14 protein-coding genes, 1 tRNA gene and 1 pseudogene are annotated in these 14,386 nt (G+C 58.7%); 11 read left to right on the top strand and 5 right to left on the bottom strand.

Annotation, left to right across the window (positions count from 1 at the left end):
• The first annotated feature begins 214 nt into the window (after positions 1-214).
• Positions 215-985 (top strand): alpha/beta fold hydrolase, encoded by a 771-nt coding sequence (locus tag HNW77_RS15765; RefSeq protein ID WP_172158927.1) that lies wholly within the window; start codon positions 215-217, stop codon positions 983-985.
• A gap of 79 nt (positions 986-1,064) precedes the next feature.
• Here HNW77_RS15765 and HNW77_RS15760 read toward each other — a convergent pair whose 3' ends face one another.
• Positions 1,065-1,985, bottom strand: a complete 921-nt coding sequence (locus tag HNW77_RS15760; protein ID WP_172158925.1) for an SDR family oxidoreductase — start codon at positions 1,983-1,985, stop codon at positions 1,065-1,067.
• A 150-nt stretch (positions 1,986-2,135) separates the two neighbouring features.
• On the opposite strand from HNW77_RS15760, the gene HNW77_RS15755 reads away from it, so the two are divergent.
• The gene (locus HNW77_RS15755) at positions 2,136-2,828 is read left to right on the top strand and encodes a type 1 glutamine amidotransferase domain-containing protein (protein ID WP_172158924.1); all 693 of its coding nucleotides are present in this window, start codon (positions 2,136-2,138) and stop codon (positions 2,826-2,828) included.
• On the opposite strand, the gene HNW77_RS15750 is transcribed toward HNW77_RS15755, so the two are convergent.
• Positions 2,825-3,334, bottom strand: a complete 510-nt coding sequence (locus HNW77_RS15750; protein WP_172158922.1) for a MerR family transcriptional regulator — start codon at positions 3,332-3,334, stop codon at positions 2,825-2,827. The two genes, HNW77_RS15755 and HNW77_RS15750, sit on opposite strands and share 4 nt — an antisense overlap.
• 97 nt (positions 3,335-3,431) lie before the next feature.
• Between HNW77_RS15750 and HNW77_RS15745 the strand changes: the two genes are divergently transcribed.
• A complete protein-coding gene (locus HNW77_RS15745; RefSeq protein WP_172158930.1) occupies positions 3,432-4,268 on the top strand; it encodes an alpha/beta fold hydrolase in 837 nt (278 codons plus the stop codon).
• Between the two features lie 106 nt (positions 4,269-4,374).
• On the opposite strand, the gene HNW77_RS15740 is transcribed toward HNW77_RS15745, so the two are convergent.
• Positions 4,375-5,856 carry an FAD-dependent monooxygenase gene (locus HNW77_RS15740; RefSeq protein ID WP_172158921.1) on the bottom strand — a complete coding sequence of 494 codons (1,482 nt, stop codon included), beginning with the start codon at positions 5,854-5,856 and terminating at the stop codon, positions 4,375-4,377.
• Between the two features lie 228 nt (positions 5,857-6,084).
• Between HNW77_RS15740 and folD the strand changes: the two genes are divergently transcribed.
• The 4 genes and pseudogenes from folD to HNW77_RS15720 all read left to right on the top strand — a co-directional run bounded on the left by folD (position 6,085) and on the right by HNW77_RS15720 (position 10,158).
• The gene (gene folD, locus HNW77_RS15735) at positions 6,085-7,002 is read left to right on the top strand and encodes a bifunctional methylenetetrahydrofolate dehydrogenase/methenyltetrahydrofolate cyclohydrolase FolD (RefSeq protein ID WP_172158929.1); all 918 of its coding nucleotides are present in this window, start codon (positions 6,085-6,087) and stop codon (positions 7,000-7,002) included.
• The gene (locus tag HNW77_RS15730) at positions 6,999-7,751 is read left to right on the top strand and encodes a methylenetetrahydrofolate reductase (protein WP_172158919.1); all 753 of its coding nucleotides are present in this window, start codon (positions 6,999-7,001) and stop codon (positions 7,749-7,751) included. The genes folD and HNW77_RS15730 overlap by 4 nt, the downstream gene beginning before the upstream one ends.
• A 44-nt stretch (positions 7,752-7,795) precedes the next feature.
• Positions 7,796-8,593, top strand: a pseudogene (locus HNW77_RS15725) (IS5 family transposase).
• 173 nt (positions 8,594-8,766) lie between these two features.
• Positions 8,767-10,158 (top strand): hypothetical protein, encoded by a 1,392-nt coding sequence (locus HNW77_RS15720; RefSeq protein WP_172158917.1) that lies wholly within the window; start codon positions 8,767-8,769, stop codon positions 10,156-10,158.
• A 275-nt stretch (positions 10,159-10,433) separates the two neighbouring features.
• Here the strand turns inward: HNW77_RS15720 and HNW77_RS15710 are convergent, their stop codons facing one another.
• Complete coding sequence (locus HNW77_RS15710) at positions 10,434-10,955, bottom strand: IS1595 family transposase (RefSeq protein ID WP_172158916.1); 522 nt, start codon at positions 10,953-10,955, stop codon at positions 10,434-10,436.
• Positions 10,956-11,017: 62 nt separating this feature from the next.
• A complete protein-coding gene (locus tag HNW77_RS15705; RefSeq protein WP_172158914.1) occupies positions 11,018-11,593 on the bottom strand; it encodes an NUDIX domain-containing protein in 576 nt (191 codons plus the stop codon).
• A gap of 212 nt (positions 11,594-11,805) precedes the next feature.
• Here HNW77_RS15705 and HNW77_RS15700 point away from each other — a divergent pair, with 212 nt between their 5' ends.
• From HNW77_RS15700 to HNW77_RS17555, 4 genes are all read left to right on the top strand, one after another.
• A complete protein-coding gene (locus HNW77_RS15700; protein ID WP_172158913.1) occupies positions 11,806-12,999 on the top strand; it encodes an MFS transporter in 1,194 nt (397 codons plus the stop codon).
• 46 nt (positions 13,000-13,045) lie between these two features.
• A complete protein-coding gene (locus HNW77_RS15695; protein WP_172158911.1) occupies positions 13,046-13,630 on the top strand; it encodes an LOG family protein in 585 nt (194 codons plus the stop codon).
• A gap of 56 nt (positions 13,631-13,686) precedes the next feature.
• Positions 13,687-13,763, top strand: a tRNA-Pro gene (locus tag HNW77_RS15690).
• A 440-nt stretch (positions 13,764-14,203) separates the two neighbouring features.
• The coding region (locus HNW77_RS17555) for a hypothetical protein (RefSeq protein ID WP_206677830.1) at positions 14,204-14,386 on the top strand (183 nt) is incomplete at its 3' end.

Here is a 14,386-nt window from a genome sequence, read left to right as displayed (position 1 = left end):
GGGGTGTAGCTGTTTTGCGGGGGAGAGCAGAGCGTCTGCTATCTGCGCCCTAACCTAAAATAACAGACGTTTTTATTTATCTAAACTGTATGTATATCTATGTTAAAAACTTCATATGGCGTGATCTTAATGAAGTATTTATGGCGTAAATTTACCAGTTATAATGTCACTTAACGGCCAATATTAGTCAAAACTTATGAAGAAATGCCACGGAATGTTTGATTCAGGAAAATTTGTATCAGTTGGTGATACAGATTTGTTCGTCTCTGAAGCCGGGAACCTGGCAGGAAGGGTAATTGTACTGCTCCATGGCGGTTTGCAGAGCCGGCGTGATTTCATTCCGCTCGCAAAGTATCTGGCAAAAGATTACAGGCTGATTGCTATTGATACGCGCGGGCATGGTCGATCTGGTATCGGGACGGCCCCCCTGACATATCGACAGCTTGAGGATGATTTTACCGTGGTCCTTACCGCTATGAGGCTGCAAAAATTCGGTATCATCGGGCATAGTGACGGTGGCATTGCGGGCCTGCGTCTGGCTGCATCGCGTGCCGTACAACCGGAGTGCGTCATAGCGGTCGGCGCACACTGGGTGTTGCCGGAAAATGATCCGGCCCGGCGGATTTATCAGACAATTACTCTTGAAAAATGGCATGAGATATTTGGGGATCAAATATCGGTCTATAACGCGGAAAATCCTCAACCAGATTTCGGAAAGTTATTTACGGCCGCGATGCATATGTGGCTCGGTTGCGACGCAGATGCCTATCCTGGCGCGTCTGTAAAAAACATCCAGTGCCCTCTGCTCGTAGTGCATGGTGACGACGACATGCTGGTATCGCGGCAACAGGGGCTTGAGCTTACTGAGCAGGTCAAAAGTGCCAGGTTGCTTAACCTACCCTTCGCCAGGCACACGTTACTTGAAGACATGCCTGAACGTGTTTTTCCCTTTTTACGGGATTTCATGAATCGCGTCACAACCTGAAGGCTATGCGGTTGCATAGCCCGTTAGAGAAATCCCTTTCTGATTCCAAATATCTGGCATGAGGGCGGTATCCGTCGCTCTATTCCTTCCAGATCAGTTCCAGACCCTCTTTATATGTCGTCACGGAAAACTCAGGAAAATGACGTTTGAATTTGCTTGAGTCAAAAAGATTGTCCTGCTCGTAACGGGGCAGCAATTCCCTGATCTCCCGTACCTTTTTTGAAAAAATGCCTGCAATGATCAGTGGCCATTTACCGATGACCGAATAACCGGGGGATCGATTAAAAATCCTGCTCGCCATGGTGACAAATGTCTTGTAGGTCGGCCGCTCGTCACAGCACGGCAGATGCCAGGTCTGGCCGAAAGCTTCAGGTGTATTGCCCAGCATTGCCAGCGCGCGGCTCGCATCCGGCGTCCAGATAAGGGTCCGGCGGGTGTCGTCACGCACAGGAACCAGGGGTCTTTTACCTGCTTTCAGCCTGTCAATGATCAGGGTGTTGGTGAAACTCTGGGTTTTTGCCGGACCATAGAATTCCGGTGCGCGGGCGATCAGCACGGGAATGTCTCCGCGTGCCATTTCCTGCAGCACCATGGTTGCCATTGCCGCGCGCACCCGTCCTTTCCGGCCAACCGGGGCAAAGCGCGTTTCCTCCGTCTGGATCTGGCTGTTCTGCGGATACATGTAGGTATTGTCGAAATAGGCAAAGCTGGCCCCCGCCATCCGGCAGGCCTGCAGGGCATTGCGGAGCATGACGGGAAACTGTTCTTCCCAGAGCCTGCTGTCAGGGGGCAGGCCGGCCGTGAAGTAGACGATCCGGCTGCCTTTTACTGCCTGTGTCGTCTGCCCTGCATCAAGCAGGTTCGCCGCCATGAGCGTATCGTCTTCATTGATCTTGCGGGGATTGCGGCTCACAAGCCGCAACGCTCCCGTATGATGCTGATGCAATGTCCGTGCCAGTTCCGTGGCGATCTGGCCATTTGCGCCCAGTATTGTCTGCATGTGAGGCTGCCTCCATGATGTCAGGTAGGTTTGCCCTTACACGATTAACCTTGAAGTCAGATTTAATGTCAAACTGCTGATTGACCTTCAACCGGACTTGAACGTTACAGGATAGTGGTCAGAAACGCTGCCGCATGAGAAGGGCCAGCCATGAACCGTCGTATCCTTCACGTTGTCACCAACACCGCTCGTTTCGGCAATTCCGCGCATCCGACCGGATTATGGCTGTCGGAACTGACGCATGCATGGGACGTATTTGCCGCCAGCGGTCATGAACAACGTATTGTCAGCCCAAAAGGCGGCAGGGTTCCGCTTGATCCGCGTGCATTGAAATGGCCGATGCGCGATGCCTCCACCAGGGCATGGCTGGGAGATCGGGAAAAAATGGCCCTGCTGTCGTCGACACCCTGCCCCGCAGACATCAATCCGGGCGATTATGACGCGATCTACTTCACCGGCGGTCATGGCGTGATGTGGGATTTTCCCGACAATGAGGGCCTTCAGGCCATCACCCGCGCACTATGGGAAAAGGGCGGCGTTGTCTCCGCTGTCTGTCATGGATATTGCGGACTGCTGAACACCCGGCTTGCCGATGGCTCGTTTCTGGTCCGCGGTCGGAAAATCACCGGATTTTCATGGACCGAGGAGAGGCTGGCAGGTGTCGCGCGCGAAATCCCCTATAACGCGGAAGCGCAGATGAAGGCACGGGGCGCGATTTATGAAAAAGCGCTGCTTCCGTTCATGTCCCATGTCGTGACGGATGGACGGCTGGTGACGGGACAGAACCCCTTTTCCGCCAGAGCGACGGCAAGAAAAGTGGTGGCGCTTCTGAATAAGGCTTAACGGGAGGCCGTCTTTTTACGGCGGCCAGAGCTTACTGACTGACGGCGGTCCGTCGCATCCAGAAGGCGGATATCGTCCGACGTGACGTCGAGGGCTTCGGGGTGTTCCGCAAGCATGTTCGTCAGGACACGATGCGCATTGGCCGCACAGTCCATGTCGTCAGGGCGTGCCTGAATATCCTCGATCAGGCGGAGCAGATGCACCCTGCTCTGCGTCAGGCGTGCCTGCAGCGCTTCGATATCTGCAATCTTGCGTGTCAGGGCATCCATCAATGTAGCATGGTCCCAACGCGTCAGATCAGAGGGCAGCAGGGCGCGGATTTCGTCCAGGGTAAACCCGGCTCTCTGCGCCGTTGTGATAAGACCCAGAATGGTCACGGCCTGAGATGAATAGGTTCGGTATCCGTTGGACCGACGGTCAACCGCTTTTAGCAGTCCAATGCGCTCATAGAACCGGATTTTGGAGGTCGTAAGACCACTTTTATGAGCCAGTTCCCCAATCCTCATGTCCGGTTTCCCATTCCAAATTCATCTTGACGTTGAACTTATGTTCAACGTTAGCGTCTGGGCAATATCAAGCTCTGAATTGTTCAGGAGATGTATCATGTCATTCGTAACGACGTCCGACGGCACGGAAATTTTCTACAAGGACTGGGGACCGAAGGATGCCCAGCCGATCGTCTTCCATCATGGCTGGCCGCTCAGCGCCGATGACTGGGACACGCAGATGCTGTTTTTTCTGAGCAAGGGGTTTCGCGTGATCGCGCATGACCGTCGTGGTCATGGTCGCTCGGCACAGGTGAGCGACGGGCACGACATGGATCATTATGCGGCGGATACATCGGCCGTTGTCGAACATCTCGACCTGAAAAATGCCATTCATGTCGGACATTCGACCGGCGGGGGCCAGGTTGCCCGCTATGTCGCAAAATATGGTCAGCCCCAGGGACGTGTTGCCAGGGCCGTGCTCATCAGCTCCGTGCCGCCCCTGATGGTTCAGACGGACCGCAGCCCTGACGGCGCACCGATTGCAGTCCTGAACGGACTGCGTGCAGGGCTTGCGGCCAATCGCGCGCAGTTCTTTCTCGATGTAGCCAGCGGACCGTTCTACGGCTTCAACCGCCCGGGAGCAGAAGTTTCGGAAGGCACGATCCGCAACTGGTGGCGTCAGGGCATGATGGGCAGCGCCAAGGCGCACTATGAAGGCATCAAGGCATTCTCCGAAACGGATCAGACCGAGGATCTGAAGGCCATCACAGTGCCGGTGCTCGTGCTACAGGGCGATGATGATCAGGTCGTGCCCTACCAGAACGCGGCGGTCCTTCAGGACAGGCTGCTTCAGGACAGCACGCTGAAGATCTACCCCGGTTATCCGCACGGCATGCACACGACACATGCAGACGTCATCAATGCAGATATCCTGGCGTTCATTACCGGATAATGATCGCATCAGAACGATGTGACGTTTAGCGGCTGCAGGTGGAAATCTGTCCGTCGATGTCGGCTTACGGTAACGTCGCTGACGGACAGAATGTCTTTCAATTTCATCATAAGCCCTGATGTTTCGACGGCCTCCCATAACCATTCAGCGCCATATCGATGACCGTCCAGTTCCCGCATTTTGCAGCAGCAGCGACATAGCCATCAGGTCGTATCAGCCAGATACCGTTTTCATCCGGTGGCAGGCATGGTTCGGGCATCAGCAGGGTTGGATGGCGGGCGATCATGGCCCGCGCTTCGGCGCTGTCCCTGGCCGCAAGCACAAAGCGGGGCGGCCTATTGCCTTGTTTGGAACTGCATCGTGAAACCAGTCGCTGCCCCGGCCCGGGGCCACGCAGCCCCCGGGCTGAACCCATGTTGAGGGGACTGTCCGGGTAGCCGATCAGGATTCCGGAAAGCCGATTGGCAATGGCACGACGGACCACCGGAATGCGAAAGCCCTGCTTTACAGTGAAGTTGCGCACCCTCTGCGCCAGATGGCTTCTGAGCAGGACAATTGTGGTCATGCGTCTGGAATCCGACAGGATCTGCCGCGCAACACCGCTGCGTTCGCTACTGTAGCTGTTCAGCAGGCGCGGGCTGGCGTCCTGCCGCTCGACAAGGGCCAGCTTCCAGGCGAGATTGAAGGCATCCTGCATGCCCATGTTCATGCCCTGACCACCGGCAGGACTATGGATATGGGCCGCATCGCCAGCCAGGAACACGCGGCCCCTGCGGTAATTCCGCACCTTGCGTTCATTGACCCCGAAATCCGACAGCCACACCGGATTGGACAGGATGATCCCGCCCGGTCCCCGCCGGTCGACAATTGCCTGCATTTCTCCAAGGTCGGGCCTATGCAATGGAACCGAACCCAGATCAGCAATGATACGGTAACGACCCTGCGTTATCGGAAAGAACATGACAGCGCCATCGGGGTGCCAGAAAATCGCCGGTTCGTCAGGCGGGACCGCAAGGCCCGCCACATGCACGTCAGCAATGACAAACCCCATGGGCAGCGTATCTCCCTCAAATGCCATGCCCAGTCTACCGCGAACAAAGGAATGCGCACCATCGCACCCGATGAGCCACGCCGCTTCCAGCGTCTCGATCCTGCCGCCCGCATGCCTGAGCGTGCAGGAAACACTGTCATCCCTGTCAACGAAGTCGGTCAGTTCGGTCCCGCGTTCGACAGGAGTGCCAAACGTCCCGAGATGTTCTTCCAGCAACCGCTCGGTTTCCGATTGCGCAATCATCAGCAGGTAATTGAAGGGTGAGGCGATCGTACCGAACGGAATCCGGGCAAGTGTGCTGTTGCCAGCATGAAGGCTGACAGCATCTGCCCGGAGTCCGGTGGCCCTAAACGCATCTGCACACCCCGCTGCGTCAAGCAGTTCCAGTGTCCGGGGCCAGACGGCCAGGGCGCGGGACTGGGTGGTGCGGGCGGGTAGCCTGTCGATAATCCTGACAGGCGTACCATACCGGGCCAGTTCGGCGGCCATGGTCAGGCCAACAGGCCCCGCACCGATAACAAGAACAGGCTTCGACATGGTTTTATCCAGGGGGGAAAGAACTGTCCGGCATATGAACGGATTTCGCCACGTTAACGCCAGATGCATCCGGAGCGTTCCTGCCTGCTTTCGGGCAGAGAGGCGGTTGCGGCAGGGAAAAGAAGCGGCTTTGTCTCCGTTTCCTTAAAAAAACGGCCCGCCCTGATTGTCCCCACGGGGCTTCTTGCCGTATCTGCACGCATAGCATGTTCGTTTCCGGAGGGGATGATGACCGGTCCAGCACTATCCGATGCCCAAGGGTCGTCTCGCGCGCGCCTGATTGATGGCAAGGGCTTCGCCGCCCGCCTGACACAGGATATCGCAGCCGATGTCAGCGCCTTTTATGAAAAGCACCACATCACCCCCGGCCTCGCCGTGGTGCTGGTGGGCAATGACCCCGCAAGCGAGGTCTATGTGCGCAACAAGGCGCTCCAGACCCACCGCGCGGGCATGCGCTCGTTCATGCACATGCTGCCCGCCACCACGGCACAGGATGAACTGCTCGCCCTGATCGCGCGGCTCAATGTCGATCCCGAGATCCATGGCATCCTTGTGCAGTTGCCCCTGCCTGCGGGGCTTGATCCCGTGGTCGTGACCAATGCCATCGCGCCCGAAAAGGACGTGGACGGGCTGGGCGTGGTCAATGCGGGCCGGCTGGCGCTGGGGCTGCCGGGCATCGTGCCGTGCACGCCGCTGGGCTGCCTGCTGCTGCTGCGCCACTATGTGGGCGACATGCGCGGCAAGGAAGCGCTGGTGATCGGGGCCTCGAACCTTGTGGGCCGCCCCATGGCCGAACTGCTGCTGCAGGAGGGCTGCACCGTCACCGTGGCGCATATCGACACGCGTGATACGGCAGCCCTTGCCCGGCAGGCCGATATCGTGGTGGTGGCCACCGGCGTGCGCGAACTGGTGCGCGGTGACTGGATCAAGCCGGGGGCGACGGTGATCGATGTCGGCATCTCGCGCGTCACGCTGCCTTCGGGCAAGACGCGGCTGGTGGGGGATGTGAAGTTTGACGAGGCCGTCGAACGCGCGGGCCTGATCACCCCCGTGCCCGGCGGGGTGGGGCCGATGACCATTGCCTGCCTGCTGCGCAACACCCTTGATGCCGCCCGCCAGATCGTGACGGGGCAGGCGCGCGCATGACCCTGACATCCGTTGAACTGATCCCGCGGGATGCGCAAACCCTGCTGCGTGATGCCCATGAGGTCGCCCGGCTGTTCCCTGATGCCGGGATGATCAATATCCCCGACCTGCTGCGCTTCCCGCTGCGCAGCTGGGAGGCGGCGCGGCTGGTGCGCCCGATTTTCGGGCGCGTGGTGCCGCATATCCGCGCCATCGATATCGCGCCCGATGCGCCCCTGCCCGGCGTGGATGACCCGGACCTGCGCGAGGTGCTGGTGGTCAAGGGCGACCCGCCATCGGACCTGCGGCATCGCACCTACCCCAACAGCAGCGAGAGCGTGATCGCGCGCTATCGCCGCGAGGCGCCGCATCTTGATGTCTATGCCGCGTTCGATCCGTATCGCCGCGCGCCGTATAAGGAAATGGAAGCCATCGCGCGCAAGAAGGAAGCCGGTGCCATCGGCTTCTTTACCCAGCCTGTATTCGACCTGCCCATGCTGGAACTGTGCATGAACTGGCTGCATGGGGAAAACGTGTTCTGGGGCATCTCGCCCGTGGTGGGGCCGAAATCGCGCTCGTACTGGGAGACGACGAACCACGTCATCTTCCCCCACGGGTTCGAGCCGACACTGGAGGCCAACGTCGCCTTTGCCCGGCGGATGATGGAGATCGTGGCGCAGGCGGGCGGCAATACCTACCTCATGCCGCTGCGCGTCAACCTTGAGCGTTACCTGACGCCGCTGCGGCGCGATCAGGGCGTTGCAAACTAGTGGGTGTTATGTACTTTCGTACCTGATTGGCGCAGGAATGACGGATGATACCGGCACGCAAACCGTATCCCTCTGACGTATCAGATGAAGAATGGTCTCTGGTTATCCCGTATCTGGTCCTGATGCGCGAGTATGCGGAGCAGTGACGTCACGCATTGAGCGAACTGTTCAATGGATTGCATTACGTAATCCGCTACGGGGCGTCTGGCGCGCCATGCCGGACGACCTGCCACCGTGGTCAGCAGTCCCGTCGCTGGATGGAGGTAAGCTGTTTTGAGGCGTTGGTGTCTGATCTGGGTGCCGTGCCGCGTATCGCTTCTGGCCGCAGGGCGGAGCCAACGGCAGCCATTATCGACAGCCGGGCATTACGTTCGACGCCGAAAAGCGGTTCCCGCGCCGGATATGATGGGGCCTGGCGCAAAAAGGGATCAAAGCTGCACATGACCGTGGACACGCTGGAGTATCTGCTGGCCCTGCATGTCACACCAGCCAGTCGGGATGATCGCGCCGAGGCGGGACGTCTTGCCGCCGCCATTCAGGACGCGACGGACGAGAGCGTTGAACTGGCCTATGTCGATCAGGGATATACCGGCGAGAAACCTGCCGGAGCAGCACGGATCCAGGGGATCGCCCTTGAAGTTGTCAGGTTGCCCGAGGCCAAACGTGTCTTTGTCCTGCTGGCACGTCGATGGGTCGTTGAACGATCTTTCGCATGGGCTACACGATGCTGCAGACTCGTCAAGAATTACGAGCGTTACGCCTCAACACTCGCAAGTCTCCATGTCATTGCGTTCGCATGTTTCATGCCCAGAAATACCGTTATACTCATGCAAGGTGCATAACACCCTCTAGGCATTTCCTCCTGCCCACACTTTAAGACCGTATGATCTATATTTCAGCCATAAGGATGGCAAGGGAGCGTATTCCTTATAAATGACGGTAAATAATATTTAGAACGTAAACATAAAAATTTATTTAAAGATAAATATACAGCCATAATCAAGGAAAAAATAACATGAACGTCAATAATAAAAAATCAATATTTTCAAATAAACAAAAAATATCTATCTTGTTTTTGTTTTCTATTGTCGTATTGCTCAGGCTTCCACAAGCTACGATTCACGGCCGTTTTTTTGCTGAAGATGGCACGATATTTTTTTCCTATGCGTGGCATGCATCTACATCGCATGCATTGTGGCGTTCATTTGCTGGGTATCTCAATCTCGGGGCCAATGCCACCGGTCTGCTGGCGGCCCGTCTGGTCCGGGCAGGTTATCTTTCCCTTGAAAATGCGCCCCATTTTACCATGGGCATTGCCTTGTTGTTTCAGGTGTTTCCCGCCGTTCTGCTGCTATGGGGAAAAGCAGACTGGCTAAACAGCAGGAGGGCCATCATCGCCAGTCTGGCGATAATTGTATTCTGCCCGTTAGGCGAGGAAGTATGGCTCAACCCAATGCATATACAGTATCATCTCATCCTGTGCTGCGGGTTGATACTGGCCCTGAATAGCCCTGAAACGGTCATGGGATGGCTGGGGGAGGGTTTCATCCTGCTGCTGGCTCCCCTGTGTGGGCCAGGGGCCATCGTCCTACTTCCCCTGTTTGTGCTGCGAACCCTGCTCGACCGCTCCGTGCCACGGCTTGTACAGACAGTGCTGCTGGGCTGCAGTAGCGCTGTGCAGATGTTGGTTTTCTTTTCAGCGAATCCCCTGCGCGGACAGTTTCATGATCCTGCAACTTTGGCTACGATCATCTTGGTAAGGATGGGCGTTTTTCCATTTTCAGGTTCACATATCAGCAATAAAATCGGCAGGCTGGCATTCAAATTTTATAATGCTCATGGGGTGGGATGGTGGCTACTGAGCAGCCTTGCCATGATATATTGCGGCTGGCTGCTTCTGGTAGCCTGGCGCTATCGCCGAAGCTCCGTATGCTGGCTGCTCCTTGTGAGCCTTGCGATAGCTACCGCCGCTTTCGGCGGTGGCATGATCGTCTCTGGCGCCGAGGAATGGTTCATGGTTGCCATAGGCGGTCGATATACTTTCGTCCCTCTATCTTTGCTGGGCATCGGACTGGTGGCGATGGCAGGCAGGCAGGCCGCTCCCACGACGAAATGGGCCATGATTTTTTATGGTCTCATGCTATTCTGCGGTTTGAAAAGTTATATTACCCCAATTTCCATAATACGAACGGGGCCGAACTGGAAAACACAGGTTACACTATGGCATGAAGACCATGCCTATCCGCTTGAAGTATGGCCATCAACATGGACGATGGATCTTTCCGATATCGATCGTTCCTGCCCGAAACCTTCTCTCAAGACCGCCTCAAGAGCGGATCCCGGTTATTGCGAGAGTTCATGGATCACCCGTCAGGCTAGATTTGATAAAATCCGTTCATCAAAATAAATTCTTAGGGCTGGCATAGGTAAGCGTTTGTTGGGACGGGTTAGAAAGGGAACTGAGGATCTGTTAGGCCTCGAATAATAGAACGGACTGTATGGCTGTTTACGATAAGCATGATGCAGTCTGTCTTTTCCGATACCGCATGGTCCGTCTGGGAGCCTTTGATCGAGGAAGCCCGTCCGAAGGGCAAGACCCCGCCCGCAGAACCTTCGACGGACGGTTCCTGCGATTTGCTGGTGCCATCAGAACGGCGCGAAATGGCACGCCCTGTCATCTCGTCAAGGAAGAATGACCCAGAAGTTCTCGATGCCTCTTCCCTGGGTGAAATGCCTGCTGTGATCGACGCGCTCATGATGGAACCCAGACATATCGAGCTTGTCGTAGGCATGCCATGAATCACTGTAAACGATTGAATCCGTTAGGACTTTCTGCCGGATGAGAGACATCGGCGTCTGGTGTCCGGCATTGGGGATCATGACCGCATGAACGCGGCCAGACCGCTTCAGCAGACCAAAGACGGCGACTTGTCCGGCAGCACCCCTGCCGCGCTTGCCTTTGTGATATCCACCGAAATAGCTTTCATCGGCTTCGATCTTATCGGAAAAAGGCGCGTCATGAACGATCTGTTCAGCGATGATTTCGCGCAGTTTGCGGTAACACAGGGTCGCGATATTGCGATTGACACTCACAAGCTCGGCGGCGCTCCGTGCGGGCGTACCCGCAACGAAGTGCTCCAGAAGCCGTGTTTGGGTAATAACAGGCAGTCGGCAGCGACGATGTGACTTTGTGTGATATATCAATTGTTTATCGGCTTACCTATGCTGCCTCCCAATTTTTTTCACGGTTCACGCGGCCCGCGCGTTCAGATCCAGCCACGCGCCCGGATCAGGCCAAATGCCGCGATCGTGACCATGCAGGTGATGCGTCCGTCCAGGATCATCGCCTCCATCTCGGCCAGGGTGACGGTGTGGCAGGTAATGTCCTCCTCCGTGTCCTCGCGCTGGTGGCTGCCCTGCATCAGCCCGGTGGCAAGGAAGGCGCGGCCCTTCTGGGTGGTGTAGCCCGCGCCCTGGTACATCAGGCCCGCATCGCGCATCTCGGCGGCGATCAGGCCGGTTTCCTCGCGCAGTTCGCCGCGTGCCACGTCCTCGGGGGTGGCATCGGGGCGGTTTTCCCACATGCCCATGGGCAGTTCCCACATCCGCTTTTGTATGGGATAGCGGTATTGGCGGATCAGGGTGACGCGGCGGCCTTCGGGGCTTTCCCACAGCGGCAGGATCACGACGAAATCACCCCGCTCCACCACGCCGTACAGCCCTTCGCGGCCATTGGGGCGCAGGATGATGTCCTCGCGCACGCGGGTCCATGGGTTTTCATAGGCCGTGCGGGTGGAAAGCGTGGTGTAGCCCCCTGCATCAGGGGTAGGGCGTTGTGTCATGAAGCCTGTCTCCTTCGTGGCCGGTTGAGGTACGTCCATGCATCCTGCACGGGGCTGTGATGTGGGAACGAATGGTTGCGGGTTGGTTTTTTCAGTTTTTTCCATAAGCCGTATCCGGCGTTGTGCCCAAGCCCTTTTGCGGTGCGGGATATCAGGGTTGTCATGCGCGCCGGTGCGGCGCGTTCGTTTTTTGTGGGGAGTGCAGGCATATCATGAGCGGGTCGCAGGCATCATCGGCGTCACCGACACGGCGGATACTGCCTGTCGTGCTGTTCAATCTGCTCTGTTACATCGATATCGGCCTGCCGATGGCGGTCATCCCGGTTTTTGTGCACCAGGTGCTGGGCTACAATACGGTGCTGGCGGGGATGGCGGTCTCGGTCCAGTATCTTGCAACCTTCGCCTCGCGCGCAGGCGCGGGGCGGCAGACTGACCGGCGTGGCGCCAAGCCCACGGTCATCGTGGGGCTGGCCATGTGCACGCTTTCGGGGCTGATGCTGCTGGCCTCGGGCGTGCTGCTGCATTTCGCGGCCCTGTCGATCGGCCTGCTGATCCTGAGCCGCGTGCTGCTTGGCGTTGGCGAAAGCTGGACGGCGACGGGTGCGATCATGTGGAATATCGGCCGCGTCGGGGCCGGGCGCACCGCGCAGGTGATCTCGTGGAATGGCGTGACCTCCTATGGCGGCATCGCCCTTGGCGCGCCGATCGGGCAGATCCTGTCCGGCCTGCCCATGCCCTATGGGGGGCTGACGCTGGTGGGCGCGCTTTCGGCGGGGCTGACGCTGTTCGGTTTCGTGCTGGCGCGGCAGTATGCGCCGGTGCCCCCGGTGCCCGCCAAGGCGCCGCCCATGCCGTTTGGGCAGGTGTTCATGCGCGTGCTGCCCCATGGCGCGGTGCTGGCCTGCGGGTCGGTGGGATTTGGCACCATTTCCGCCTGCCTGGCGCTGTTCTATGCCCATAACAACTGGAACGGGGCGGCCGTGGGGCTGACCGGTTTCGGCCTGGCCTTCGTGATGATGCGCTTCCTGTTCGCCCGCCAGATCGACCGCCGGGGCGGGTTGCAGGTCACCCTCATCTCCCTGCTGGTGGAAACGCTGGGCCTGGGCGTGCTGTGGCAGTGCTCGAGCGTGAACGGCGCAGCCCTTGGGGCGGCGCTGACCGGGGCGGGGTTCTCGCTGGTGTTCCCCGCCATGGGGGTGCTGGCCGTGGGCCGCGTGGGGGCGGAAAACCGGGGGGCGGCGCTTGGGGCTTTTTCCGTGTTTCTTGATATTGCCGTGGGGCTGTCCGGCCCGCTGCTGGGGCTGGTGATCCAGACAATGGGCTACGGGGCGCTGTTTGTGGTCTCCGCCCTGTTTACGCTGGCGGGCGTGGGTGTCACCATGGCACTGAAATTCCTGCCGCGCTGAAGGGGGCGCGGCGCGTGACCAACCTTGCGGGAGCTGAGCTGGATAGATGCAGATTTCATCTGTAGCGGTTTTTTGTGGATCACGTTTCGGCTCAAGGCCGGAATATGCGGCCCAGTCGCGCGCGCTGGGCACGGCGCTGGGGCAGGCGGGGGTGCGGCTGGTCTATGGGGGCGGCCATGTCGGCCTGATGGGCACGGTGGCCGATGCCACGCTGGCGGCAGGGGGTTCGGTGACGGGCGTGATCCCGCGCTTCCTGCATGCGCGCGAGATCATGCATGAAGGCGTGACCGACCTGACCGTGACCGAAAGCATGCATGACCGCAAGGCGCGCATGTTTGCGTGCTCGGATGCCTTTGTGGTCATGCCCGGCGGCCTGGGCACGTTTGACGAGACGATCGAGATCATGACCTGGCGGCAGCTGCGCCAGCATGACAAGCCGATCTATATCGTCAACATCGCAGGCTGGGCCGACCCGCTGCTGGCCATGATCGATGCCTGTATCGAGGATGGATTCGCCTCCGCAAGCGCGCGTGACCTGTTTGTGGTGGTGCCGGATGTGGCCACGCTCATGGCCGCCCTTGCAGCACTCCCGGCGCCATCAGGGGCACGTGATACGGTGACGACGCTGTAAAACTTTTTATCTATCCCCTTGCGCAAAAGGGAGCAGGCTAGTATAGCCGCGTGCAACGGAGTGTAGCTCAGCCTGGTAGAGCACTGTGTTCGGGACGCAGGGGCCGGAGGTTCGAATCCTCTCACTCCGACCAGATTTGCAGGCCGGTCGCCTTGGGGCGGTCGGCCTGTTTTCGTATCTGCCTGAATGATAGAAGTTTCTGTGTGCCGCCCTTTTTTTAAAGGCAGCGTTCTTCGAGGCTTTTTGAAAAAAGCTTCACCAAAAACAGTCCTGAGGGTTTCCATCAAAAAAGGGGAAAAACCGGCTGGTCTTTCCCCTCGTGTTTTTTACGGTTGGGCCGGTTGGGCCGGTTGGGCCGGTTGGGCCGGTTGGGCCGGTTGTGGCGGTGTGGCCGGGCTTGCGGGTGCTGCCTGCTGGTTGGCGGGCGCTGTCGCATCGCTGGCCGGGGCAGCAACCGGTGCTGGTTGGGCTGCGGGTGGGGTGGCCGCTTCAGGGGGCGCTGACGGCGCAGCCTGACTGGCCACAGGCGGTGTTGCGGGGGCTGGCGCGCTGGCAGGGCCCTGTGCCGCAGGCGTGGCGGGTGCTGTTGTGGGGGCAGGCTGTGAAGCGGACGCTGTGGGCGCTGTGGCCTGCGCCGGAGGGGCGCTTGCCGCAGGTTCAGCCGGTGGCGTGGCGGGCGTCGTAGCCTGTGCGGGTGCCGGGCTGGGTGGTATTTCGGTGGTCGGGATCGGCGCGCTGGCGCCCACGCTTGAAACC

The organism is Komagataeibacter melomenusus, from assembly GCF_013155395.1.
GTDB classification, from domain to species: domain Bacteria; phylum Pseudomonadota; class Alphaproteobacteria; order Acetobacterales; family Acetobacteraceae; genus Komagataeibacter; species Komagataeibacter melomenusus.
The sequence above is the reverse complement of the archived record's forward strand: the minus strand, read 5'-3'. Positions and strand labels throughout refer to the sequence as shown.

What these genes read in the sequence shown, in the direction of transcription:
- HNW77_RS15705 (WP_172158914.1), bottom strand. Translation starts at nt 11,593, where the DNA reads ATGACACAACGCCCTACCCCTGATGCAGGGGGCTACACCACGCTTTCC.
- HNW77_RS15760 (WP_172158925.1), bottom strand. Translation starts at nt 1,985, where the DNA reads ATGCAGACAATACTGGGCGCAAATGGCCAGATCGCCACGGAACTGGCA.
- HNW77_RS15730 (WP_172158919.1), top strand. Translation starts at nt 6,999, where the DNA reads ATGACCCTGACATCCGTTGAACTGATCCCGCGGGATGCGCAAACCCTG.
- HNW77_RS15700 (WP_172158913.1), top strand. Translation starts at nt 11,806, where the DNA reads ATGAGCGGGTCGCAGGCATCATCGGCGTCACCGACACGGCGGATACTG.
- HNW77_RS15750 (WP_172158922.1), bottom strand. Translation starts at nt 3,334, where the DNA reads ATGAGGATTGGGGAACTGGCTCATAAAAGTGGTCTTACGACCTCCAAA.
- HNW77_RS15745 (WP_172158930.1), top strand. Translation starts at nt 3,432, where the DNA reads ATGTCATTCGTAACGACGTCCGACGGCACGGAAATTTTCTACAAGGAC.
- HNW77_RS15695 (WP_172158911.1), top strand. Translation starts at nt 13,046, where the DNA reads ATGCAGATTTCATCTGTAGCGGTTTTTTGTGGATCACGTTTCGGCTCA.
- folD (WP_172158929.1), top strand. Translation starts at nt 6,085, where the DNA reads ATGACCGGTCCAGCACTATCCGATGCCCAAGGGTCGTCTCGCGCGCGC.
- HNW77_RS15740 (WP_172158921.1), bottom strand. Translation starts at nt 5,856, where the DNA reads ATGTCGAAGCCTGTTCTTGTTATCGGTGCGGGGCCTGTTGGCCTGACC.
- HNW77_RS15755 (WP_172158924.1), top strand. Translation starts at nt 2,136, where the DNA reads ATGAACCGTCGTATCCTTCACGTTGTCACCAACACCGCTCGTTTCGGC.
- HNW77_RS15765 (WP_172158927.1), top strand. Translation starts at nt 215, where the DNA reads ATGTTTGATTCAGGAAAATTTGTATCAGTTGGTGATACAGATTTGTTC.
- HNW77_RS15720 (WP_172158917.1), top strand. Translation starts at nt 8,767, where the DNA reads ATGAACGTCAATAATAAAAAATCAATATTTTCAAATAAACAAAAAATA.